The organism is Streptomyces caatingaensis (genome assembly GCF_001187435.1).
GTDB lineage: Bacteria > Actinomycetota > Actinomycetes > Streptomycetales > Streptomycetaceae > Streptomyces > Streptomyces caatingaensis.
This window is the reverse complement of sequence record NZ_LFXA01000007.1, coordinates 141,035-161,859: the sequence shown is the minus strand read 5'-3', so window position 1 is coordinate 161,859 and position 20,825 is coordinate 141,035. Positions and strand designations below refer to the sequence as shown.

Here is a 20,825-nt window from a genome sequence, read left to right as displayed (position 1 = left end):
CGTTCCCGGTGGAAAAGCTGACGGCTCCCGGCGTCTTCACGGACGAGGAACGCGAACGCCTCGTCGAGGCGGCGGTCGAGCGGATCGTCAGCGGGTGAGGTCCGCCTCCGGGACTCCGGGAGGCGCGGCGACGGGAAGGCGCAGCGGCTTGCGGGCGGCCGGGGTGCGGCAGGTCAGGTCCCGGGCCGGGAGCCTGCCCGTCGTCAGGTAGGCCGTGGCGTGTTCGTCCGCGCAGGACTTGGTGCCGTAGACGCCGTGCCCCTCGCCGCCGGCGACGGTGACCATGCGGGAGCCGCGCAGGGCGCGGTGCATGCCCTCGCCGCTGACCCGGGGGGTCTGGGAGTCCCACTCGTTCTGCAGGATCAGGACACCGGTCTTGTTGTTCACGGTGGTCGCGGGCTCGCTGCCCGGTTTCCAGAACGCGCACGGCTTGATCATGGACGCGAAGTCGCCGTACAGCGGGTACCGGGCCTTGTCGCGGACCGCGTCGCGGCGGTACTGCTCCGGATCGCGCGGCCAGTTGCGGGTGTCGCCGCACACGACCGCCCAGAAGCTCGCCGAGGAATTGTCCGAGGGAACGGAGGGGACGGAGGGGCCGAAGGCCGGCGGGCGGGGGGTCGTGGACCTGCCGGGCGCCCCGGGCGACGCGGCCGGCTTCCCGCCCTCGGCGGCCTTCTTCAGCCCGGCGACCCACTCGGCGGCGGGCTTGGCGTAGAAGAACACGGCGCGCCGGGCACGGAGGTCGTCACCGGTGAGCTTCTCCCCCTCGAAGGGGATGGGCCTGCGGTCCGCCCGCGCGACGAGGTCCCGGAACACCTTCCGGACCTCGGCCGGACTGCGGCCCAGCCGGTAGGTCGCGTTCCGCCGGGCCGTCCACTCGCTCCACCGCGTGAAGGCGGGCTCGGTGCCCTCGGCCCACACCTGGAACATGCCGCGCCAGACCCGCGCCGGGTCCACCGCGCTGTCCAGCACGAACCGGTCGGTCCGCCGGGGGAACATCTGGGTGTAGACGGCGCCGAGATACGTGCCGTAGGAGTAGCCCAGGTAGGAGATCTTCTTCTCGCCCAGCACGGCACGGATGACGTCCATGTCGCGGGCGGTGTTGCGGGTGGTGATGTGCCGCAGCGTGTCACCGGCCCTGGCCCGGCACTTGTCGGCGACGCTGCGCGCCCACCTGACGTCCTTCGCGAACGTGGCGGCGTGGTACGGGCGTTCCGTGCGCTGCTCGTCGTCGGTCAGCCCGCAGCTGACGGGGGAGCTGCGCCCGACGCCCCGCGGGTCGAAGCCGACGAGGTCGTACCGTCTCCGCACCTTCCCGGGGAACTCCTCCGCCGCGTCGACGGGCATGTCCAGCCCCGGCCCGCCGGGACCGCCGGGATTGAGCAGCAGGACGCCACGCCGTTCCCTGGCGCTGCCCGCCTTGAGCCGGGAGACCGCGATGTCCAGCGTCCTGCCGCCCGGCTTGCCGTAGTCCAGCGGGACCTTGAGGGTCGCGCACTGGAAGCCGGCGGGCTTCTTCGGGTCGCAGCGCTGCCAGCGCACCTTCTGCTGCGTGTACGGCCGCAGGGGGTCCGCGGCCCCGGCCGGGGAGGCCGCGACCGCGGGGGTGAGCGTGGAGACGAAGGCGGCCGCGACGCCGGCGGCCAGGAGGGACGCTATTCGCCCGTTTCTCACAACTGGGCCCGTCCTTACGGGGAGAGGGGAATGGTCGCGTCCACCCTCTTACGCGGGTGGGATTTCGCGAATCAGCCGCCGGTAGGGGATCCGTGTGCGACTTGCGGCGTACGGGACGAGCGGTGGGCGCCGGGCGTGTGCCCGAACGCCCGCCGGAAGGCGTCGATGAACGCGCTGCTCGACGACCAGCCGCACCGGTGCGCCACGGCCGTCACCGGCGCCCCCTCGGCCAGCAGCAACAGCGCGTGCTGCAACCGCAGTTGCGTCCGCCAGCGCGGGAAGCTCATCCCGAACTCGGCCTTGAAGAGCCGGCTCAGCGTCCGTTCGCTCACGCCCGCTCCGGCGCCCAGCCGCGCCAGCGTGCGGCCGTCCGCCGGGTCCTCGCGGAGCACCGCGCACACGGCCGCCAGCCGTGGATCCCTCGCCGTGGGCACGTGCAACGGCCGCTCCCCGGAGTGCCGCAGCCGGTCCAGCAGCACCCCGCCCAGCCGGCGGCGCTCCGCGCTCCCGTCCTCCGGCTCCCGCGTGTACGCGATGATCAGCTCGCGCAGCAGCGGACCGACCTCGAGCACCGCGGGACGGTCGAGGCCCAGCGGGTTGGCCCCGGCCGGGAGGCCGACGAGGTGCACGTCGGTCTCCCCGTACGCCCGGTGCTCGTGGACCGTCCCGGCCGGGACCCAGATCGCCCGTGTGGCCGGCGCGACCCACGTGCCCGCGCCGGTCGTCACGGAGAGCACCCCGCGCGCCGCGTAGACGATCTGGTGCTCGTCGTGCCAGTGGGCGTCGATGCCGCCCCCGGAGGGGAGCGGACGGATGCCGGTCATGGCGTGGGGGGTGTGGCGGACGGTCGGCATCGTGGCGTCAACCTACCGGACGCGGCATCACACCCGCCGCCCGCCGGAGGCCCGTTCTCACCCGGCCCGCGGCGCGAAGTAGGCCCCCGGCGGCACGCCCACGCCCCGGCGGAACGCCGCCACGAAGGCGCTCGGCGAGCCGTAGCCGACCCTGCGGGCCACGGCGGAGACCGTGCCGCCCGCCGCGAGGAGCGGCATGGCGGCCTGCAGGCGGAGCTGGGTGCGCCACCGGCCGAAGGGCAGGCCCGTGTCGGTGACGAAGGCGCGGGCCAGGGTCCGCGCGCTCGCGCCCACGGCCGTGCCCCACTGGGCGAGGGTGCGGCCGTCCGCCGGGTCGGCGCGGAGCGCTTCGGCGACCCGGCGGGCACGGGGGTCCCGCGGGAGGGGGGCCCGCACGGTCGTGACCTCGACCGGGTGCAGCAGGTCGAGGACGACGTGCTCGGCGCGTTCGCGGGCGGCGGCGGGGAGGCGGTTCCCCTCCCGGGCGAGGTGGGCGATCAGTTCGCGCAGCAGGGCGGGGACGGGGACGACGCGGGGCCCGGGCCAGGCGATCGGGCAGCGCTCCGGGCGGAAGTAGAGGCTGCGCAGCAGCGCGGGGGCGGTCGCCCCGGTGGAGTGCGGGGTGCCGGCCGGTATCCAGAGGGCGACGGAGGGCGGGAGCACCCAGGTGCGGGCGTGCGCGCGGACGGCGAGGACGCCCTCCGGCGCCCACGCCAGCTGGTGCGCCCCGTGCCGGTGGCGGCCGAACCACTCGCCGCCGTCGAGCGGGAAGTCGGCGACGGCGACGGCCCCGCCGGGCGGGCTGACGAGCCGGGGGGCCGGGGTGCGGATCCGGCGCGGGTGTCCGTTCGGCGACACGGGTTGACCTCCTGGTGCGTGTACGCCACCGGTCTCCCCCGCCTAGCCTCGGGCCATGCCGATGAACTTCGTCCACCGCCGCCTCTGTTCGTCCCGCCGCTGGGCCCGCGCGGTCCGCGACCGGCTCCTTCCGTGGGCCCTGGCGGACGCCCGGCTCGGCCCGGACACGCTGGAGATCGGGCCGGGTTACGGCGCGACGACCCGGGTGCTGCTCGGCCGGACGGAGCGGCTGACCGCCGTCGAGTCCGACGCGTCGTACGCCCTCCGACTGCGGCGGCTCCTCGGCGGCCGCGTCGACGTCGTGCACGGCGACGGCGCCGATCTGCCGCTGCCGGACGGGCGGTTCGACTCCGTCGTCTGCTTCACGGTGCTGCACCACGTGCCGTCGGCCGCGGCCCAGGACCGGCTCTTCGCCGAGGCCCGCCGGGTGCTCCGCCCGGGCGGGCTCTTCACCGGCTGCGACGCGCTGGACGGTTGGGGGTTCCGGGCCATCCACCTCGGGGACACCTGTGTGCCCGTACCGCCGGAGACGCTGGCGGCCCGCCTGCGGGCGGCGGGCTTCGCGGACTGCTCGGTCACCCTTGGGAAGGGGAGCTTCCGTTTCGCGGCGCGCCGGGCGCCGGCCCCGGCCTGACGAGCTCCTCCAGGTCGCGCCGCGTCAGCCCGGTCGCCCGGGCGGCCTCGTCCGCGTCGACGGCCCCGCAGTCCACGCCGCGCAGCACGTACCCGGCCAACGCCCGTGCCGTGGCGGGCTCGTCGAGCACGTCGCCCCGCCCGCCGCCCGTGTAGGCGACCAGCCGGGAGGCCGCCGGCGCCAGGCCCTCGCGGTAGAAGGCGTACACCGCCGCGTACCGGCTCACCAGGTGGCCGGGGTGCATGTCCCAGCCCTGGTGGTAGGCGCGGGCCAGGGAGCGGCGGACCAGGTCGTGGTGCGACCGCCAGGCGGCGCGGACCTGTTCGCCCGTCCCGGCGGGCAGGACGTTCGCCGAGCCGTCGGAGAGGCGGACGCCCGTGCCGGCGACGGCGACCTGCATCACGGCCTTGGCGTGGTCGGCGACGGGGTGGTCGGGGGCCTGGTGCGCGGGGGCCACCCCGCACGCCGCGCTGTAGTCGAACGTGCCGTAGTGGAGCGCCGAGACGCGGCCCTCGCCGGCGTCGAGGAAGCGGGCGAGGGTGGCGCGGCCGTCGGGCCCGAGGACGGCCTGGGTGGTCTCGATCTGGACCTCGAAGCGGAGGCGGCCGGCGTCGAGGGCATGGGCCTTCTCGAACTCCTCGGCCAGGGACGCCATCGCGGCGACCTGTTCGGCGTGGGTGACCTTGGGGAGGGTGAGGACGAGCCCGTCCGGCGGGCCGCCCGCCGCCACGAGGGCGGTGAGGAAGACGTCCAGCGTCCGGATGCCCCGGTCGCGGACGCCGGCCTCCAGGGACTTGGCGCGGATGCCCGCGAAGGGGGCGCCGGTGCCGGCGGCCACCAACTCCGCGGCGCGGAGGGCGGCTTCGTCCTCCTCAGCGTCGGAGCGGCGGCCGTAGCCGTCCTCGAAGTCGATGCGCAGGTCCTCGACCGGCTCGGCGGCGAGCTTGGCGCGTACGCGGTCGTGGACGGGGCCGGCGAGGCCGGCGGGCAGGCCGAGGGCGGCGGCCAGCGCCCCGGCGGTGGGGGCGTGTTCGTCGAGGGCGGCGAGGGCCCGGTCGCCCCAGGAGCGGACGGTGCCGGCGGTGACGGCGTCGGCCGGGGCGTAGACGGTGTGCACCGGCTGCCGTCCGCCCGCGTCGCCCGGGTAGCGGCGGGCCAGCTCGGCGTCGACGCCCGCGAGGGACGCGCCGAGACGGGCCGTCAGGCCCGGGCCGAACGTCGTGGGAGGCCGCATCGCCCCATCACCCCTTCCTCAACAGTTCGTTGAAGCTACCCCGGGGGCGGGGGTGTGCGAAAGGGTTCCCGCACGCCGCCGCGTGCGGGAACCCGTCCGTTTCCGAGGCGGCTCAGCCCTTGCGGGACTTGATCTCCTCGGTCAGCTGGGGGACGACCTCGAAGAGGTCGCCGACGACGCCGTAGTCGACGAGCTCGAAGATCGGCGCCTCCTCGTCCTTGTTGATGGCGACGATGGTCTTCGAGGTCTGCATGCCGGCCCGGTGCTGGATGGCGCCGGAGATGCCCGCGGCGATGTACAGCTGCGGGGAGACCGACTTGCCGGTCTGGCCGACCTGGCTGCTGTGCGGGTACCAGCCGGCGTCCACGGCGGCGCGGGAGGCGCCGACGGCACCGCCGAGCGAGTCGGCGAGGGCCTCGATCAGCGGGAAGTTCTCGGCGCCGTTGACGCCGCGGCCGCCGGAGACCACGATCGCGGCCTCGGTCAGCTCGGGGCGGCCGGTGGACTCGCGCGGGGTGCGGGAGACGACCTTGGTGCCCTTGGACGTCTCGCCGACGGTCACGGCCAGCTGCTCGACCGTGCCCGCGGCCGGGGCGGCCTCGGGGGCGGCGGAGTTGGGCTTGACGGTGATGACCGGAGTGCCCTTGATGACGCGGGACTTGGTGGTGTACGAGGCCGCGAAGACGGACTGCGTGGCCACCGGGCCCTCGTCGCCGGCCTCCAGGTCGACGGCGTCGGTGATGAGACCGGAGCCGACGCGGACGGCGAGGCGGGCGGCGATCTCCTTGCCCTCGGCGTTCGAGGGGAGGAGGACGGCGGCCGGGGAGACGGCCTCGTACGCGGCCTGGAGGGCGTCCACCTTGGGCGCGACGAGGTAGTCGGCGAACTCGGGCGCGTCGGCGGCGAGGACCTTGACCGCGCCGTGCTCGGCGAGGGTCTGCGCGGCGGCGTCCGCACCGGCGCCCAGGTGCACGGCGACGGGCTCGCCGATGCGGCGGGCGAGGGTGAGGAGTTCGAGGGTGGGCTTGCGGACGGCGCCGTCCACGTGGTCTACGTAGACGAGGACTTCAGCCATGGCGTTGCTCCTGCGGGAAGTTGAGGCGGTTGAGGGAGGCGGACCGGAGCGGGCTCAGATGAACTTCTGTCCGGCCAGGAACTCGGCGAGCTGCTTGCCGCCGTTGCCCTCGTCCTTGACGATCGTGCCGGCCGTGCGGGCCGGGCGCTCCGCGGCCTCCTCGACCTTGGTCCAGGCGCCGTCCAGGCCGACCTCGTCCGCCTCGATGCCGAGGTCGGACAGGTCCAGGGTCTCCACCGGCTTCTTCTTGGCGGCCATGATGCCCTTGAAGGACGGGTAACGGGCCTCGCCGGACTGGTCGGTGACGGACACGACGGCCGGGAGGGCGGCCTCCAGCTGCTCGCTGGCGGCGTCGCCGTCGCGGCGGCCGGTCACCTTGCCGTCCTCGACCTTGAGCTCCGAGAGCAGGGTGACCTGCGGGACGCCCAGGCGCTCGGCGAGCATGGCCGGGACGACGCCCATGCCGCCGTCGGTGGAGGCCATGCCGGAGACGACGAGGTCGTAGCCGATGTGCTCAAGTGCCTTGGCCAGCACCAGGGAGGTGCCGAGCGCGTCGGTGCCGTGCAGGTCGTCGTCCTCGACGTGGACGGCCTTGTCCGCCCCCATCGACAGGGCCTTGCGGAGGGCGTCGGTGGCGTCCTCGGGGCCGACGGTCAGGACGGTGACCTCGGCGTCGTCCGCCTCCTCCTTGATCTGCAGCGCCTGCTCGACCGCGTACTCGTCGAGCTCCGAGAGCAGGCCGTCCACGTCGTCGCGGTCGACGGTCAGGTCTTCGGCGAAGTGCCGGTCGCCGGTGGCGTCGGGCACGTACTTCACGGTGACAACGATCCTCAAGCTCACGCCGGCTCTCCTACTGCATCGTCATTTCGTAGCTGCCTTGTGCCTTGACAGGCAGCATAGGCGCCTTCGGGGGGCGGATCCCGGTCTTCGGGCGGAGGCCCCCGACCGGGATGTTACTCGTCAGTACAGCGATCGCGTTCCCCGAGCGCAAGGCCGCTGAACTGTGATTTGTCCAACGCGCGGCCTTCGGGGACGGCGGGGACGGATCAGTCGCGCAACGCGTTGAAGCACCCCTGGTGCCAGAGAAGCGGACGGTCGGCCTCCGCGACCTCGCCGGCCACCGCCTCGGCCAGGACGACCCGGTGGTCCCCCGCGGGCACCCGGGCCGCCACCCGGCACACCAGCCACCCGAGCACGCCCTTCAGCAGCGGCACGCCCTCGGGACCGGCGGTCCAGCGGGTGGGCGGGGCGAAGCGGCCGGCGCCGCCGCGGGCGAAGGTGGCCGCCAACTCCCGCTGCCGCTCGGCGCGTATGCGCACCCCCACGAACCCGGCCTCGGCGACGACGGGCCGGCTGGACGAGCCGGTGCCGATGCCGAAGGAGACGAGCGGGGACTCCGCGGCGACGGAGGTCAGGGAGGTCGCGGTGAAGCCGGCGGGCCGGCCGCCCCGCGCGGCCGTGACCACCGCGACACCGGCGGCCTGCCGGCGGAAGACGGAACGCAGCAGGTCGGGCCCCGCCGCGCTGCGCGGGACGCCGAGTTCGGGCGAGGCCGACATGGAACGGTCCTTTTCGGGAGTGAGCCGGAGCGGGGCGGACGCGGTCGCTCAGGGGCTCGGACACCGCCGGTGCGCGCTTCCCCGCGGAGGGACTCCGGGCGTTCCAGGCCACATGGCGCCACCTTGGCGAGCGCCGGGGAGGGGCGTCAAGGGCCCCGGCCCGGATGGGAGGGGGATCACGGAAGGGACCGCGCCCCGGTCACGCGGACACGGCGGCGCCCAGCGCGGCGATGACGTGGGCGCGGCGCGGCTCCCCCACCGCCCGCCGCACGACGCGCCCTTGGGCGTCCAGGACGAACACGGTCGGGGTCGCGGCGACCTCCAGCCGGCGGACGAGGCCGAGGTGCGACTCCGCGTCGATCTCGACGTGCGCGACGCCGTCGACCATCGCGGCGACGTCGGCGAGCACGCGCCGCGTCGCCCGGCAGGGCCGGCAGAAGGCGCTGGAGAACTGGACGAGCGTGGCCCGCTCCCCCAGCCCGGCGCCGATGTCCTCGGCACTCAGCCGTACCGTCCCGCGATCCCGCACGCGCGTCCCTCTTCCCGACCCTCGTCGTTCACCAGCATGCCCCGGCCCGCCCACGACCTTCGACGGCCTTATCGGACAAAACGGGCCACGTGACGAGGATCTCCCGTTCCCGACCGTCCTCCGACTGGCCCGCGGGCCGGACATTCAGGCACGATCTGCCGGAAGCCGCCACCCTACGACCGCGTAACTTCACGGTAATTTCAGCGGGAGCACTCTCCCCAGGCCCCCGAAGGACATTTCCGATATGGCAGAACTCGTCTACCCCCCGGTGATCGGCGCCGTCCGCACCCTCTTCAAGGCGGCCGACCTGCGCATCGACGTCGGGGGGACCGAGCACGTCCCCCGGGACGGCGGGGCCGTCCTGGTGAGCAACCACATCGGTTACCTCGACTTCCTCTTCTGCGGGCTCGCGGCGCGCCCGGCCAAGCGGCTGGTGCGCTTCATGGCCAAGGAGTCGGTCTTCCGGCACAAGGTGTCCGGTCCCCTGATGCGCGCGATGAAGCACATCCCCGTCGACCGCTCGGCGGGCACGGGCGCGTACGACCACGCGCTCAACGCGCTGCGCTCGGGCGAGGTCGTCGGGGTCTTCCCCGAGGCGACGATCTCGCCGTCCTTCACGCTCAAGTCCTTCAAGTCGGGCGCGGCGCGGCTCGCCCAGGAGGCGGGGGTGCCGCTGGTGCCGATGGCTCTGTGGGGGACGCAGCGGTTGTGGACGAAGGGGCGGAAGCGGGATCTGGGGCGTAGCCACATTCCTGTGTCGATCCGGGTCGGGGCGCCGGTGTCCGCTTCCGCGGAGGAGTCCGCGGACGGGGTCACGGAGCGGCTCCGGGGCCGCGTCCAGGAGCTCCTGGAGAGCGCCCAGCGGGCCTATCCGGGGCGGCCCCGGGGGCCGGAGGACGCGTGGTGGCTTCCCGCCCACCTCGGCGGCACGGCCCCGCGGCCGGAGCAGCTCGCGGAGCACGTGTAGGGGATTGCGCCCCGGCCCCGCCCCGCGCGCGAGCGCGGCGAGAACGGGGCCGGGGCAAACTCCCCTCGGCGCGCGCTACCCCCGCGCCATCTCCTCCCTCACCGCCGCCACGAAGCCGTCCACATCCGCCTCCGTCGTGTCGAAGGCGCACATCCACCGGACGTCACCGGCCGCCTCGTCCCAGAAGTAGAAGCGGTACCGCTTCTGGAGACGCTCGGAGACGTCGTGGGGCAGCCGCGCGAAGACCGCGTTGGACTCCACGGGGTGGAGGATCTCCACACCGGGGACGTCCCGGACGGCGGACGCCAGCCGCGAGGCCATCGCGTTGGCCCGGGCCGCGCTCCGCAGCCACAGATCCCCGGCCAGCAGCGCCTCGAACTGCACGGAGACGAAGCGCATCTTGGAGGCGAGCTGCATGGACAGCTTGCGCAGATGCTTCATCGCCTTGACGGAGTCCGGGTCGAGGACGACGACGCACTCGCCGAAGAGCAGCCCGTTCTTCGTCCCGCCGAGGGAGAGCAGGTCGACGCCCGCGTCGGTGGTGAAGGCCCGCAGCGGCAGCCCCAGCGTGGCCGCCGCGTTGGCGAGCCGCGAGCCGTCGAGGTGGACCTTCATGCCCCGTTCGTGGGCGTGGTCGCAGATCTCGCGGATCTCGTCGGGCGTGTAGCAGGTGCCCAGCTCGGTGGTCTGGGCGAGCGAGACGACCTGCGGCTGGGCGCGGTGCTCGTCCTCCCAGCCCCACGCCTGCCGGTCGATCAGCTCGGGGGTGAGCTTGCCGTGCGGCGTCGGCACGGTGAGCAGCTTGAGCCCGCCGACGCGCTCGGGGGCCCCGCACTCGTCGACGTTGATGTGGGCGGTCTCCGCGCAGACGACGGCGCCCCACCGCTCGGTGACGGCCTGGAGGGCGACGACGTTGGCGCCGGTGCCGTTGAAGACGGGGTACGCCTCGGCGGCGGGCCCGAAGTGGCCCCGGATCACCTCCTGGAGGTGAGCGGTGTAGACGTCCTCTCCGTAGGCGGTCTGGTGGCCCTCGTTGGCGAGCGCGATCGCCGCGAGGACCTCCGGGTGCGCGCCGGCGTAGTTGTCGCTGGCGAAGCCGCGGGAGAGCGGGTCGTGCCGGCGTACGGCGTCGGTCGTGCTCAGGGTCGGGGAGTCAGCCACTGACGGGTTCCGTTCACTTCCTGGGCGGGCCGGGACCAGATCCCGACGATGGTCTCGGCGAGGTCCTTGACGTCGGTGAAGCCCGCGAATTTCGCGTTCGGGCGCTCGGCGCGCATCGCGTCGTGCACGAGGGCCTTGATGATCAGGACGGTGGCGGCGGCCGGGGGCCCGGCCTCTCCGCCGGCCTTGCGGAAGGCGTCGCCGAGGGCGAGGGTCCACGCCTCGGCGGCGGCCTTGGCGGCGGCGTACGCCGCGTTGCCCGCGGTGGGCCTGCTGGCCCCGGCGGCGCTGATGAGCACGTAGCGGCCGTCGCCGCTGCGGGTCAGCGGGGCCTCGAAGGCCAGCGAGGTGTGCTGCACGGTGCGGATCAGCAGCTTCTCCAGGAGCTCCCAGTCCGCGAGGTCGGTCTCGGCGAAGGTCGCCGAGCCGCGCCAGCCGCCCACCAGGTGGACGAGGCCGTCGACGCGGCCGAACTCCTTCTCCGTGCGGTCGGCCCAGGCGCGCGTGGCGCCGAGGTCGAGCAGGTCCACGGTGTCGCCCACGACCGTGGCGCCGCCGTGGGCGTAGCGGGCCGCGTCCACCGCCTCGGCGAGGCGGGCCGCGTCCGCGTCGGCGGCGACGACCGTCGCGCCCGCCTCGGCCAGCCGCAGCAGCGCGGCGCGGCCGGCCGGGCCGGCCGCCCCCGCCACGGCCACGACGCGGCCTTCCAGCGGACCGTTGCCGTTGGTCGCAGTGCTCATGGTCGTCGCCTCCTCGTTCCCCTTGCTCACGCCGCCCCCGATGCAAGCATCGGCTCCACTGGAGCGGCTGACGCCGCGCCCTTTGCCGGGCTCTCCGCGGTGATGCCCTTGGTCGAGGCGATCACGGTCCGCAGCTTCTTGGCAAGGGCCTCGAAGAACATGCTGAGCGGGAACTCGTCCGGAAGCACGTCGTCGACGAGCTTGCGCGGCGGAAGGCTGAGGTCGAGGGCCTCGGGGCCCTTGGCCCACGTGGAGCCGGGGTGCGGGGCCAGGTACGTGGAGACGAGCTCGTAGGCGGCGAACCAGTGGACGAGCTTGGGGCGGTCGATGCCGTCCCGGTAGAGCTTCTCGATCTCGCCGCAGAGCTGGTTGGTGACCTGCGGGGCGCGGTCCCAGTCGATGTGCAGGGTGTTGTCCGTCCAGCGTACGACGTCGTGCTGGTGGAGGTAGGCGAAGAGGAGCTGGCCGCCGAGGCCGTCGTAGTTGCGCACCCGGTCGCCGGTGACCGGGAAGCGGAACATCCGGTCGAAGAGGACGGCGTACTGGACGTCGCGGCCCTGGGCGTAGCCGTCCGCCTCCAGTTGCACGGCCTCCTTGAAGGCGGTGAGGTCGCAGCGCAGCTCCTCCAGGCCGTACATCCAGAACGGCTGCCGCTGCTTGATCATGAAGGGGTCGAAGGGCAGGTCGCCGTGGCTGTGGGTGCGGTCGTGGATCATGTCCCACAGGACGAACGCCTGCTGGCAGCGCTGCTGGTCGCCGAGCATGTCGGCGATGTCGGCGGGCAGCTCCAGGCCGAGCGCTTCCACGGCGGCCTCGGTGACGCGGCGGAAGCGGGCGGCCTCGCGGTCGCAGAAGATGGCGCCCCAGGTGAAGCGCTCGGGGGCCTTGCGGACGGCGACGGTCTCGGGGAAGAGGACGGCGGAGTTGGTGTCGTAGCCGCCGGTGAAGTCCTCGAAGGTGATGCCGAGGAAGAGCGGGTTGTCGAAGCGGGTGCGCTCCAGCTCCGCGAGCCAGTCGGGCCACACCACGCGCAGCACGACCGCCTCGAGGTTGCGGTCGGGGTTGCCGTTCTGGGTGTACATGGGGAAGACGACCAGGTGCTGGCGGCCGTCGGTGCGGTGGGCGGCGGGCTGGAAGGCCAGCAGCGAGTCGAGGAAGTCCGGGACGCCGAAGCCGGCGTCCGCCCAGGCGCGCAGGTCGGCGACGAGGGCCGCGTGGTAGGCGGCGTCGTGCGGCAGGAGCGGCGAGAGCCGCTCGACGGCGGCGGTGATGCGCTCGATCTCGGCGCGGACCGCCTCCGCCGGAGGGGCGCCCTCGGCGGCGAGGTCGATGGAGCCGTCGGCGGACTGCCACGGCCGGACGGTCTCCACCGCGTCCTTGAGGTCGGCCCAGGCGGGGTGAGCGGTGACGCTCTCGACCGCCGCCTCGGACGACGATTCGCCGGCGGCTATGGCCCCCGGCGCAAGAATTTCCGTCATGACTACCCCTCCTCGGGAGAACCTGGCGTTAAGACACCGTATCCATGCGAGGTTCTCCCGCTCAAGGGGTGCTGCTGCAAATTATCCTGCGGACCCCCGGGTCCTGCCGCGGATTTTCCCGTCGAGGGGCCGTTCCTCAGCCGAGGTCCTTGATCAGCAGCTCGAACTCCAGGTCGTCGCGGCGCGGTATGCCGAAGCGCTCGTCGCCGTACGGGAAGGGGCTCATCCGCCCGGTCCGGCGGTAGCCGCGCCGCTCGTACCAGGCGATCAGCTCCTCCCGCTGCCGGATCACCGTCATGTGCATCTCCCGCACGCCCCACTCGGTGCGGGCGACGCGCTCGGCCTCGGCGAGCACCGCCCGTCCGAGCCCGCCGCCCTGCCGGCGCGGGCTGACGGCGAACATGCCGAAGTAGGCGTGCTCACCGCGGTGTTCGATGTGGCAGCAGGCCAGCGGCTCCCCGTCGGCCTCCGCCAGCAGCACCCGGCTGCCCGCGTCGCCCACCACGGCCCTGACCCCTTCCTCGTCCGTACGCTGGCCGTCCAGCAGGTCGGCCTCGGTGGTCCAGCCCGTGCGGCTGGCGTCGCCCCGGTAGGCGGACTCGATCAGGGGGACGAGGTCCGGGACGTCGGCTGCGCCGGCGAAGCGGAACGTCGGTGCCGAGGGAGTGCCGGGGAGTGCGGTGTCCATGGCTTCCATGCTGTTCCGGAAGTCCTTTCGGTCGGTTCGCGGGCCGTGTTCGGCCGGTTCGAGCCTAACCGGGGCCTCCTGGCGCCCGGCTGCGTACAGTCGGGCGGCATGGTGCACGTACTGAGCAGCAGGGTGCTGTTGCGGCCCACCGATCCGGAGCGCTCGCGGGCGTTCTACGGCGGGGCGCTGGGGCTCGCGGTCCACCGGGAGTTCGGGACGGGGCCGGAGCGCGGCACCGTCTACTTCCTGGGCGGCGGGTTCCTGGAGCTCTCCGGCCGGTCCGCGACGCCGCCCGCGCCGGGGCTGGAGCTGTGGTTCCAGGTGGCGGACGCCGCGGCGGCGCACGAGGAGTTCCTCCGGCACGGGGTGGAGGTCCTGGAGCCGCCGGAGCGCCGGCCGTGGGGGCTGGTGGAGATGTGGATCGCCGATCCCGACGGGGTGCGCATCGCCGTGGTGGAGGTGCCGGAGGGCCATCCGCTCCGGTACCGGCCCGGCATCTGACGCCAACCGGGGCCGTTCCGCCGGGGGTTGGTACCGCGCACGGGCGCGCGGTTTCTTCTGCGCCGTGCCCCCGTGCGCCCCCGTGCGACCTCGGTGGGGTGGGCATGCTCCCCCCGCGTGGGTGTACGTCGGGGGGAGGTGTGCCGTGCAGGGACCGCCGTTGGTGGCGTGGCTGCTCGTGGTGTTGTCCGCGGCCACCGGGGCGTACGGGCTGTACCGGGCGCGGGCCGGCGCGGCGGGGGAGCGCCGGGCGGCGTACGGGGACGCCCTGATGGGGCTGGGCATGGCGGTGATGGCGCTGCCCTTCGCGGCGTGGGCGGGGCGGCCGTGGGGCGCGGCGCTCCTCGCGGGGGTGTTCGCCGCGTCGGGGCTGTACGCGGTCGCGCTGTATGCGGTCGGGCTGTACGCGGTGGGGCTCCGCGCCGTGGGCGGCCGTGCGGCGGGGCGCCTCTCCTTCTCCCCGGCGCGGGGCCGGGGCGGGGGCGGGGCGGGCCATCTGCACCACGCCGTGGGCGCGTTCGCCATGGTCTACATGGTGCTCGCGATGGCCGGGGGCCACGCGGGGCACAGGGGCCGTCATCACGGGGCGGGGATACCGCTGTTGACCGGGGTGCTGCTGGTGTACTTCGCGGGGTATGTGGTGCGGTCGGCGGCCGCGCTCGTGCCGGGCCGTCCGGGGGCGGCGGCCGCCCGGCCGGGCCCCTCCCCCGCGGGCCGGATATCCATGGGGACGGGGATGCTCACGATGCTGCTGACCATGTGAGGGCCCCTCTCTGGGCTGAGGGCCCTCTCCGGGGATGGCCCTCCGGACATGGCCCTCCGAGCGCGTCCTCCCGGGCGCGGCCCCTCCGAGCACAGCCGTCCGGCGGCGACAAGACCCGTGCGCGGACCGCCCGCGTGTGGAGGGCCACTGCGGGGGCCACTGCACGGCGGCCCCCGGGCCCACTACGCTCTGAACCCACAGAACCCACGCTGTCGTGAACCGCTGCCGTGGATGATTCCGAGGGGGAGGGCACCCATGCTGGTCCCGCTGGCGCTGCTGGCCCTCGGCGGGCTGCTCGCGTCCCTGGCACCGCGCGTCCTGGCCCGGGCCGACTGGCCCGACCGCGAACCCGTGCTGGCGCTGTGGGTGTGGCAATGCGTCGTCGTGGCCGTGCTGTTGTGCTGTGTGCTGGCCATGTCGCTGAGCGCGGCCGCGGCCTGGGAGGCCGTCCGGGGCAACGTCTTCGCCCCGGCGCCGCACGAGGTGGTCGAGGCGTACGCGCTGGGGGCCTACGGGTCGTGGGCCGCCCCGCTGGCCGTCGTCCTCGCCTGCGGCGCGGTGTGGACGGCCGTCATGCTGACCCGTGAGATCCGCGCCTCGCGCGCCGCGCGCCGGCAGCGCCGCGCCGACCTGCTCGTCCGCTCGCCCCGGCTGCCCGGCGAGGAGCCCGGCGACGGGCGGCTGGTGCTGCTGGAGTCCGAGCGCCCGGACGCGTGGCTGCTGCGCGGTGACCGCACGCCCCAGCTGGTGATCACCACGGGTGCGCTGCGGCGGCTCAACGACTCGCAGCTGGACGCCCTGCTCGCGCACGAACAGGGGCACCTGCGGGCCCGTCACGACTGGCTCCTGCACTCCTCCGCCGCGCTCGCCAACGGCTTCCCCCAGGTGCCCGTCTTCGCGGCGTTCCGCGACCGGGTGCACCACCTGGTGGAGCTCGCCGCGGACGATGTGGCCTCCCGCCGCTTCGGTCGGCTGACCACCGCGCTGGCCCTCGTCGAACTCAACGAGAGCCGCGGGGTGTTCGACCCGTGCGCGGGCCGGGCGTCCCAAGTGCCCGGCCGCGTCCACCGGTTGCTGGCGCCGGCGCCGCGGCTGACCGCCGGCCGGCGGCTGCGGCTGACGGCGGCCGCGGCGCTGGTTCCGGTGGTGCCGGTGCTGGTGGCGTTCGTCCCGGGGCTGCGGGCGTTGGGCTGACGCCGCCCGTGGGCGGGCGCCGGGACGGACGCCGCTCGCCCGGCCCAAGCCCTCGCCGCTCGCCCCGGCCCGAGGCCCAGGCCCTCGGCAGCCCTCGGCCCTCTCACCTTTCCCACAGGGGCTTTCCCACAGGGGCCCTCTCACCCTTTCCCAAGGACCGCGCCCCTCTCTCAGGGATCCCGCCCCTCACCCAGGAACCCCCGCTCCTCCTCACCTCGCCCCCGTCAGCTCCTCGATCCGCGCCGGGAAGTCGGGCTGGGGGAGCGGCAGGTCGACCTCCTCGACGAAGCCGAGCGCCCCGGGGACGTACGCGATGACCGCCGTCGCGGCCGGCGAGAAGGACTCCCCGTCCCGCAACCCGTCCAGCATCTGCAACGCCATGTTGAGGTCGTTCCGGTCGATCTCCTCGGGCGTCTCCGGCATGAGGGACTCCAACCCGGCCTGCCGCCGCCAGAGTTCGGCCTCCTTCCGCTCCCCCAGCGCCATGTGGTGCAGGTACAGGCAGCACGCCGCCCCCGTGTCGTCCGCCCCCGCGCCGAACTGCCACCAGAAGCGGGCGCTGTCCTCGCGGTCGGCGAGCTGGAGCACGCACCCGAGGACGAGCGCGCCCTCCGGCTCCAGCAGCCGGTCGGCGAGCAGGGTGCCGAGCTTGTGCAGGTCGTGCGCGACGACGGTCTTGCAGAGGCTGCGCAGATGCCGGTAGAAGGCCCGGTGCGGCAGGTAGTTGCGCTGGGCCGCGCGGACGGCGGCGGTGCGCGCCGGTTCCATCTGGTCGTCGAAGTTGAGGGCTCCGTGCCACATGCGCTCGGTCAGCCGCACGGCCAGCCTGGCCTCGGCCCGGTCCACCTCCACGACCGGGTAGGGGCGCCGGTCCAGACGGGCCTTGGCCAGCACGTGGTCGAGTGTTCCGGTCACCGGTGCTCCTCTTCTCTCTCCAGTCCGAGCGCGTCGTGCAGGCGGTGTCGGGCGTGCCGGGCGGTGGAGCGCACCCCGCCCTCGGTGATGCCCATGATGTCGGCGGTCTCGCGGACGCTGTAGCCCAGGCAGTGGTGCAGGACGATGACGTCGTGCTGGCGGGCGGGCAGGGCGCAGATCGCCTCGTAGATCGACATGCTGAGCTCCAGCTCCCCGATGGGGTCGGCCGCCTGCCGCAGGGCGACGGTCTCGAAGGCCGCGGTGTCGATGACGGCGGGGCGCCGGCCGCGGGCCCGTGCGCAGTCGATCGTCCGGTGTCTGACCACGGCCCAGGCGTAGGCGTTGGGGTTCTCGGTGCCCAGGACCTCGCTCCAGGTGAAGTAGAGGTCCTCGAAGGCCTGGTCGACGGCCTCCTCGGCGTCGTGCCGGTTGCCGAGGTAGAGCTCGGCCCAGTGCACGTAGGCGGCGCGGTAGAGCTGGTGGAACGCCCGGTAGTCGGCGGGCAGTCCGGTCATGGGAAACGTGCTCGCTCGGGAGGGTGGCGTCACCTTTCGCCTCCCCGCCGCCGGCGCGGGCCGCGACGCAGTTCGCTGGTGCCGGTGCGGACACCGGCCGTCGCGGCGCCGCGAGGCGGGACGAGGGCCTCGTCGCCGCCGAGGACGCGCGCGCCGTCCGCCGCGGTCGGCAGGTCGGCCGTGTGGTGTGGGTTCACGGAACTGGTGGTCCCTCCGGTCGCTGTGATCGTGTAGCCGGGCGTGGCGGCCGCTCCCCGGAGCCCCCGCGCCGTGAGGGAACACGTCACGGTGGCATGCCCCTCTTCGCCGGTAATGGCGATCCTGGAGGGTCTTTTGTGCAGCGCGCGAACGTAAAGTCTTGCGGAATGGCGCCCTCCGGCTACGCGCCGGTCACGGGGAATTCCCCCCTCCCCACCACCGATCCCCTCCCCCGGACGATCAACGGCGCACCGCCGCAGGGGCCTTCGCCGGCCGTCCGGCCCGCCGTCAGGGGCATGCAGCGGCTCCGTCCCGCGCGCCCTTCACCGCCGTCCGGGCCGCCGGCGGGGCGACACCGGCGCGTGCCGCCTCGTCGCGGGGGTGCGCCGGACCGTCAAGCCGGGCGCCCGCCATTTCACCGGTTCGTGGGCCCGCCCCGGACGCCCTGCCCGGGCGCCCCCGCTTCCCCATGACGTCCCGCAGTCGGCGGCCCGCCCCCGCCGCCCGACCGATCCGCCCGCCGAACACCCGCCCCGGCCACGGAATTCGAAAGCATGCGGGACCGGATCGTCCGGATCTCCTTCGGCGGACGGTGATCGTGAGTAGGGTGTACTTCACTGGCCGTGAGCTTCCCCAGGCCACGCGGCGGATCGTTCCGCCGCACGGTGCGGGCGAGTTGCGCGCTGCCGTGTCCAGGCGACATCGATTGCGACGGGTGGCAGGTGAACATGGTCGCTGGCTCGTTCGAGGGTCGGTATGTGTGGCATCCGGCCGCCGACGACCACGAGTTGGCCCAGGCGTGCGTGGACGTCCAGGCCGGCCGGTACCACAGCGCGCACGCCGTGCTCCACGACGTGCGCGACGACTTCGCGACGCGCGCCCACCGCTCCCTGGTGCTGGCCTCGATGGCGGCCGACTCCGACCTCGCCGAGCGCGGCCTGGCGGAGGCGCCGGGCCCGGACGCCGCGCTGTTGTGGGCGCGCGTCGCGATGCTCCGCGCGCTGCGCATGGCCGACGCCGCGGACCGGCGGACCGCGTCCCTGATACGCATAGCCGAGGCGGCCTGCGACCAGGCCGCCCGCATGGCCCCCGAGGACCCCACCCCCTGGGTCGCCCGGCTCGCCCTCGCCCGCACCCGTCCGGTCCACGACCCCGCCCCCCGCGGCATGCTGACCGCGCCCCGCGGCCCGTGGCGGCTCTTCTCCCGGGCCCTGGCCCTCGACCCGTGGAACCGCGAGGCCCACCACCGGTTCCTCTCCTTCTACTTCGCCCGCCACGGCGGTTCGGCGAGCGCCCGCTGGGACGTCGCCGAGTTCCTCGGCAACCGCGCCCCGGCCCACTCCCCGCTGCGGCTGCTGCCGCTGGTCACCCTCGTCGAGGACTACGACCCGAAGGCCGACCCGTTCGCCATCCGCGCCTGGCGCCGCCCCCGTTGGCGCGCCCTCGCGCTGGACGTCTACGCGCACTGGTTCTCCGAGGTCCCCGGCTACCGCTTCACGCCCGTGCTCGACCTGGCCTACCTGGCCCACGCGCTGTACCTGGCCGACTGTCCCGCCGAGGCGTGCAAGGTCTTCACCGCCATGGGCCCGTACGCGTCCCGCATGCCGTGGAGCGCCTTCGGCGCGCCCGAGGACCAGCTCAGCCGGGCGCGCCGGCGCTGCGGACTGCCCGTCCCGCCCTGACCTTTCGCACCACGGCAACCCTGTCCCTGTCCGTCCGAGCAGAAAGCCGCCGTCCGTGTCGGAGCACTCCTCACCCGCTCACGCCCGCAGACAGGCCGCCCACGTCGCGCTGGACGACGACGCGACGCTGCACGCCATGGGCTACCCGCGCAAACTCACCCGCCGCTTCCGGGCGTTCGACAACTTCGCCATCTCGTTCACCATCATCAACATCATCTCGGGGATCTTCTCGTCCTTCGGCTTCGGCATGGGCGCCGGCGGACCCCGCGTCCTCGTCTTCGGCTGGATCGGCGTCTCGGTGATGGTGCTGTTCGTCGGGGCGTCGATGGCCGAGATAGCCTCCGCGTACCCCACCAGCGGCGCCCTCTACTTCTCCGCCGGCAAGCTCGCCAAGCGGCACCGGGGCGCCTGGTCGTGGTACACGGGCTGGCTCAACTTCATCGGCCAGGTCGGCGGTACGGCCGCCACGGACTTCGCCGCCGCCACCTTCATCCAGTCCTTCGTCGCGCTCCAGTGGCCCTCCTACCACCCCACGGCGCAGCAGACCGTGGGCATCACCGCGGGCATCCTCCTCGTCCAGGCCCTCGCCAACACCTATACGGTGCGCCTGGTCGCGGTCCTCAACCGGATCTCGGTGTGGTGGCTGCTGATCGGCCTGGTCACCATCGTCGCCTGTCTGGTCGCGGTGCCCTCCGACCACCAGTCCGCCGGCTTCGTCACGCACTTCGTCAACAACACCGGCTTCTCGGACGCCGTCTACGCCGGGATGCTCGGACTGCTCGTCACGAGCTGGACGTTCACCGGTTTCGACGGCAGCTTCCACATGTCCGAGGAGACCGTGCGGGCCACCGTCAACGCGCCGCGGGGCATCGTGCGGGCCATCGGCTACTCCGCACTCACCGGGCTGGTCCTCATGCTCGCCCTGGTCTACGCCGTCCGGGACTACGCGGCCGAGGCCGCCGCCGAGGCGCCGCCGGTGCAGATCCTCATCGACGCGCTCGGCCTGTCCACCGCCAAGCTGCTGCTGCTCGTCGTCATCGGCGCGATGCTCTTCTGCGGGCTCGCCAACATGACCAGCAACACCCGGCAGATCTTCGCCTTCTCGCGCGACGGCGCCATGCCCGGCTCCCGGCTGTGGCACTCGGTCTCCCCGCGCACCCGCACCCCCGTCAAGGCCGTGTGGCTGGCCGCCGCCTGCGCCCTGGTGCTGGTGATCCCCGGCTGGTGGTCGCACGTCGCCTTCACCGCCGTCGTGAGCGTCAACGTCGTCGGCCTCTTCCTCGCCTACGGCGTGCCGATCTTCCTGCGGCTGCGGCTGGGCGACGGCTTCGAGCCCGGCCCGTGGAACCTGGGCCGCTTCGGCCGCCCGGTGGCGGGCGTGGCCGTGGTGTGGATCGTCCTCAGCAACATCCTCTTCATGCTGCCCCAGGCGTCCCCCATCACGGCCACGTCGTTCAACTACGCGCCGATCGCCCTGACCGTCGTCCTGGTGATCGCCACGGTGTGGTGGTTCGCCGCAGCCCGCCGCCGCTTCAAGGGGCCGGTCAGCTACGGCAGTCCGGACGAAGTCGCCGCCATGGACCTGATCTAGACACGTCGCACCCGA

At 74.0% G+C, this 20,825-nt stretch carries 22 protein-coding genes; 7 read left to right on the top strand and 15 right to left on the bottom strand.

The window, feature by feature from the left end; genetic code table 11:
• Positions 1–87 precede the first annotated feature (87 nt).
• The 3 genes from AC230_RS11845 to AC230_RS11835 form a co-directional block, all read right to left on the bottom strand.
• Positions 88–1,674: an alpha/beta hydrolase gene (locus AC230_RS11845; RefSeq protein ID WP_049716101.1), complete on the bottom strand. Its 1,587-nt coding sequence runs from the start codon at positions 1,672–1,674 to the stop codon at positions 88–90.
• 71 nt (positions 1,675–1,745) lie between these two features.
• The gene (locus tag AC230_RS11840; protein ID WP_049716100.1) at positions 1,746–2,528 is read right to left on the bottom strand and encodes an AraC family transcriptional regulator; all 783 of its coding nucleotides are present in this window, start codon (positions 2,526–2,528) and stop codon (positions 1,746–1,748) included.
• Positions 2,529–2,585: 57 nt separating this feature from the next.
• Positions 2,586–3,386 carry an AraC family transcriptional regulator gene (locus AC230_RS11835; RefSeq protein WP_241833195.1) on the bottom strand — a complete coding sequence of 267 codons (801 nt, stop codon included), beginning with the start codon at positions 3,384–3,386 and terminating at the stop codon, positions 2,586–2,588.
• 55 nt (positions 3,387–3,441) lie between these two features.
• Between AC230_RS11835 and AC230_RS11830 the strand changes: the two genes are divergently transcribed.
• A complete protein-coding gene (locus AC230_RS11830; RefSeq protein ID WP_049716099.1) occupies positions 3,442–4,020 on the top strand; it encodes a class I SAM-dependent methyltransferase in 579 nt (192 codons plus the stop codon).
• Here the strand turns inward: AC230_RS11830 and AC230_RS11825 are convergent.
• The 5 genes from AC230_RS11825 to AC230_RS11805 form a co-directional block, all read right to left on the bottom strand.
• The gene (locus AC230_RS11825) at positions 3,962–5,254 is read right to left on the bottom strand and encodes a DUF6986 family protein (protein ID WP_049716098.1); all 1,293 of its coding nucleotides are present in this window, start codon (positions 5,252–5,254) and stop codon (positions 3,962–3,964) included. The genes AC230_RS11830 and AC230_RS11825 overlap by 59 nt on opposite strands.
• A 112-nt stretch (positions 5,255–5,366) precedes the next feature.
• Positions 5,367–6,329: an electron transfer flavoprotein subunit alpha/FixB family protein gene (locus AC230_RS11820; protein WP_049716097.1), complete on the bottom strand. Its 963-nt coding sequence runs from the start codon at positions 6,327–6,329 to the stop codon at positions 5,367–5,369.
• Between the two features lie 54 nt (positions 6,330–6,383).
• Positions 6,384–7,169: an electron transfer flavoprotein subunit beta/FixA family protein gene (locus AC230_RS11815; RefSeq protein WP_049716096.1), complete on the bottom strand. Its 786-nt coding sequence runs from the start codon at positions 7,167–7,169 to the stop codon at positions 6,384–6,386.
• Between the two features lie 206 nt (positions 7,170–7,375).
• Positions 7,376–7,888, bottom strand: a complete 513-nt coding sequence (locus AC230_RS11810; protein WP_049716095.1) for a flavin reductase family protein — start codon at positions 7,886–7,888, stop codon at positions 7,376–7,378.
• Positions 7,889–8,087: 199 nt separating this feature from the next.
• Positions 8,088–8,417 (bottom strand): TlpA family protein disulfide reductase, encoded by a 330-nt coding sequence (locus AC230_RS11805; protein WP_241833194.1) that lies wholly within the window; start codon positions 8,415–8,417, stop codon positions 8,088–8,090.
• A gap of 244 nt (positions 8,418–8,661) precedes the next feature.
• Here AC230_RS11805 and AC230_RS11800 point away from each other — a divergent pair, with 244 nt between their 5' ends.
• On the top strand, positions 8,662–9,384 hold the full coding sequence (locus AC230_RS11800; RefSeq protein ID WP_049716093.1) for a lysophospholipid acyltransferase family protein: 723 nt from the start codon (positions 8,662–8,664) through the stop codon (positions 9,382–9,384).
• A 75-nt stretch (positions 9,385–9,459) separates the two neighbouring features.
• Here AC230_RS11800 and AC230_RS11795 read toward each other — a convergent pair whose 3' ends face one another.
• The 4 genes from AC230_RS11795 to AC230_RS11780 form a co-directional block, all read right to left on the bottom strand.
• Positions 9,460–10,545, bottom strand: coding sequence for a threonine aldolase family protein (locus tag AC230_RS11795; protein WP_241833193.1), 1,086 nt, complete (start codon positions 10,543–10,545; stop codon positions 9,460–9,462).
• Positions 10,524–11,285, bottom strand: a complete 762-nt coding sequence (locus tag AC230_RS11790) for an SDR family NAD(P)-dependent oxidoreductase (RefSeq protein WP_078871192.1) — start codon at positions 11,283–11,285, stop codon at positions 10,524–10,526. Before AC230_RS11790 ends, AC230_RS11795 begins: the two co-directional genes overlap by 22 nt.
• 26 nt (positions 11,286–11,311) lie before the next feature.
• Positions 11,312–12,763, bottom strand: a complete 1,452-nt coding sequence (locus AC230_RS11785; protein ID WP_049716092.1) for a DUF6421 family protein — start codon at positions 12,761–12,763, stop codon at positions 11,312–11,314.
• A 136-nt stretch (positions 12,764–12,899) separates the two neighbouring features.
• Positions 12,900–13,451: a GNAT family N-acetyltransferase gene (locus AC230_RS11780; RefSeq protein ID WP_049716091.1), complete on the bottom strand. Its 552-nt coding sequence runs from the start codon at positions 13,449–13,451 to the stop codon at positions 12,900–12,902.
• A 108-nt stretch (positions 13,452–13,559) separates the two neighbouring features.
• On the opposite strand from AC230_RS11780, the gene AC230_RS11775 reads away from it, so the two are divergent.
• From AC230_RS11775 to AC230_RS11765, 3 genes are all read left to right on the top strand, one after another.
• Positions 13,560–13,952 (top strand): VOC family protein, encoded by a 393-nt coding sequence (locus tag AC230_RS11775; protein ID WP_049716257.1) that lies wholly within the window; start codon positions 13,560–13,562, stop codon positions 13,950–13,952.
• A gap of 145 nt (positions 13,953–14,097) precedes the next feature.
• Positions 14,098–14,715, top strand: coding sequence for a DUF5134 domain-containing protein (locus AC230_RS11770; protein WP_049716090.1), 618 nt, complete (start codon positions 14,098–14,100; stop codon positions 14,713–14,715).
• Positions 14,716–14,970: 255 nt separating this feature from the next.
• The gene (locus AC230_RS11765; protein WP_049716089.1) at positions 14,971–15,909 is read left to right on the top strand and encodes a M56 family metallopeptidase; all 939 of its coding nucleotides are present in this window, start codon (positions 14,971–14,973) and stop codon (positions 15,907–15,909) included.
• Between the two features lie 210 nt (positions 15,910–16,119).
• Here AC230_RS11765 and AC230_RS11760 read toward each other — a convergent pair whose 3' ends face one another.
• From AC230_RS11760 to AC230_RS33000, 3 genes are read right to left on the bottom strand one after another with little or no spacing between them, the layout of a single operon-like run.
• Entirely contained in the window at positions 16,120–16,824 is a 705-nt protein-coding gene (locus tag AC230_RS11760) for a hypothetical protein (RefSeq protein ID WP_049716088.1), read from the bottom strand.
• Positions 16,821–17,339: an RNA polymerase sigma factor gene (locus tag AC230_RS11755; RefSeq protein WP_049716087.1), complete on the bottom strand. Its 519-nt coding sequence runs from the start codon at positions 17,337–17,339 to the stop codon at positions 16,821–16,823. Before AC230_RS11755 ends, AC230_RS11760 begins: the two co-directional genes overlap by 4 nt.
• 29 nt (positions 17,340–17,368) lie before the next feature.
• Entirely contained in the window at positions 17,369–17,536 is a 168-nt protein-coding gene (locus AC230_RS33000; protein WP_198535503.1) for a hypothetical protein, read from the bottom strand.
• A 729-nt stretch (positions 17,537–18,265) separates the two neighbouring features.
• Here AC230_RS33000 and AC230_RS11750 point away from each other — a divergent pair.
• Entirely contained in the window at positions 18,266–19,219 is a 954-nt protein-coding gene (locus AC230_RS11750; RefSeq protein WP_078871168.1) for a hypothetical protein, read from the top strand.
• A 136-nt stretch (positions 19,220–19,355) separates the two neighbouring features.
• Entirely contained in the window at positions 19,356–20,810 is a 1,455-nt protein-coding gene (locus tag AC230_RS11745; protein ID WP_049716256.1) for an amino acid permease, read from the top strand.
• Positions 20,811–20,825 lie beyond the last annotated feature (15 nt).

Bases quoted from the DNA above. Each gene is read 5' to 3' on its own strand.
- AC230_RS11840 (WP_049716100.1), bottom strand. From the start codon at position 2,528: ATGCCGACCGTCCGCCACACCCCCCACGCCATGACCGGCATCCGTCCG.
- AC230_RS11830 (WP_049716099.1), top strand. From the start codon at position 3,442: ATGCCGATGAACTTCGTCCACCGCCGCCTCTGTTCGTCCCGCCGCTGG.
- AC230_RS11825 (WP_049716098.1), bottom strand. From the start codon at position 5,254: ATGCGGCCTCCCACGACGTTCGGCCCGGGCCTGACGGCCCGTCTCGGC.
- AC230_RS11820 (WP_049716097.1), bottom strand. From the start codon at position 6,329: ATGGCTGAAGTCCTCGTCTACGTAGACCACGTGGACGGCGCCGTCCGC.
- AC230_RS11810 (WP_049716095.1), bottom strand. From the start codon at position 7,888: ATGTCGGCCTCGCCCGAACTCGGCGTCCCGCGCAGCGCGGCGGGGCCC.
- AC230_RS11800 (WP_049716093.1), top strand. From the start codon at position 8,662: ATGGCAGAACTCGTCTACCCCCCGGTGATCGGCGCCGTCCGCACCCTC.
- AC230_RS11790 (WP_078871192.1), bottom strand. From the start codon at position 11,285: ATGAGCACTGCGACCAACGGCAACGGTCCGCTGGAAGGCCGCGTCGTG.
- AC230_RS11785 (WP_049716092.1), bottom strand. From the start codon at position 12,763: ATGACGGAAATTCTTGCGCCGGGGGCCATAGCCGCCGGCGAATCGTCG.
- AC230_RS11780 (WP_049716091.1), bottom strand. From the start codon at position 13,451: ATGGACACCGCACTCCCCGGCACTCCCTCGGCACCGACGTTCCGCTTC.
- AC230_RS11775 (WP_049716257.1), top strand. From the start codon at position 13,560: ATGGTGCACGTACTGAGCAGCAGGGTGCTGTTGCGGCCCACCGATCCG.
- AC230_RS11765 (WP_049716089.1), top strand. From the start codon at position 14,971: ATGCTGGTCCCGCTGGCGCTGCTGGCCCTCGGCGGGCTGCTCGCGTCC.
- AC230_RS11755 (WP_049716087.1), bottom strand. From the start codon at position 17,339: ATGACCGGACTGCCCGCCGACTACCGGGCGTTCCACCAGCTCTACCGC.
- AC230_RS11750 (WP_078871168.1), top strand. From the start codon at position 18,266: ATGGTCGCTGGCTCGTTCGAGGGTCGGTATGTGTGGCATCCGGCCGCC.
- AC230_RS11745 (WP_049716256.1), top strand. From the start codon at position 19,356: ATGGGCTACCCGCGCAAACTCACCCGCCGCTTCCGGGCGTTCGACAAC.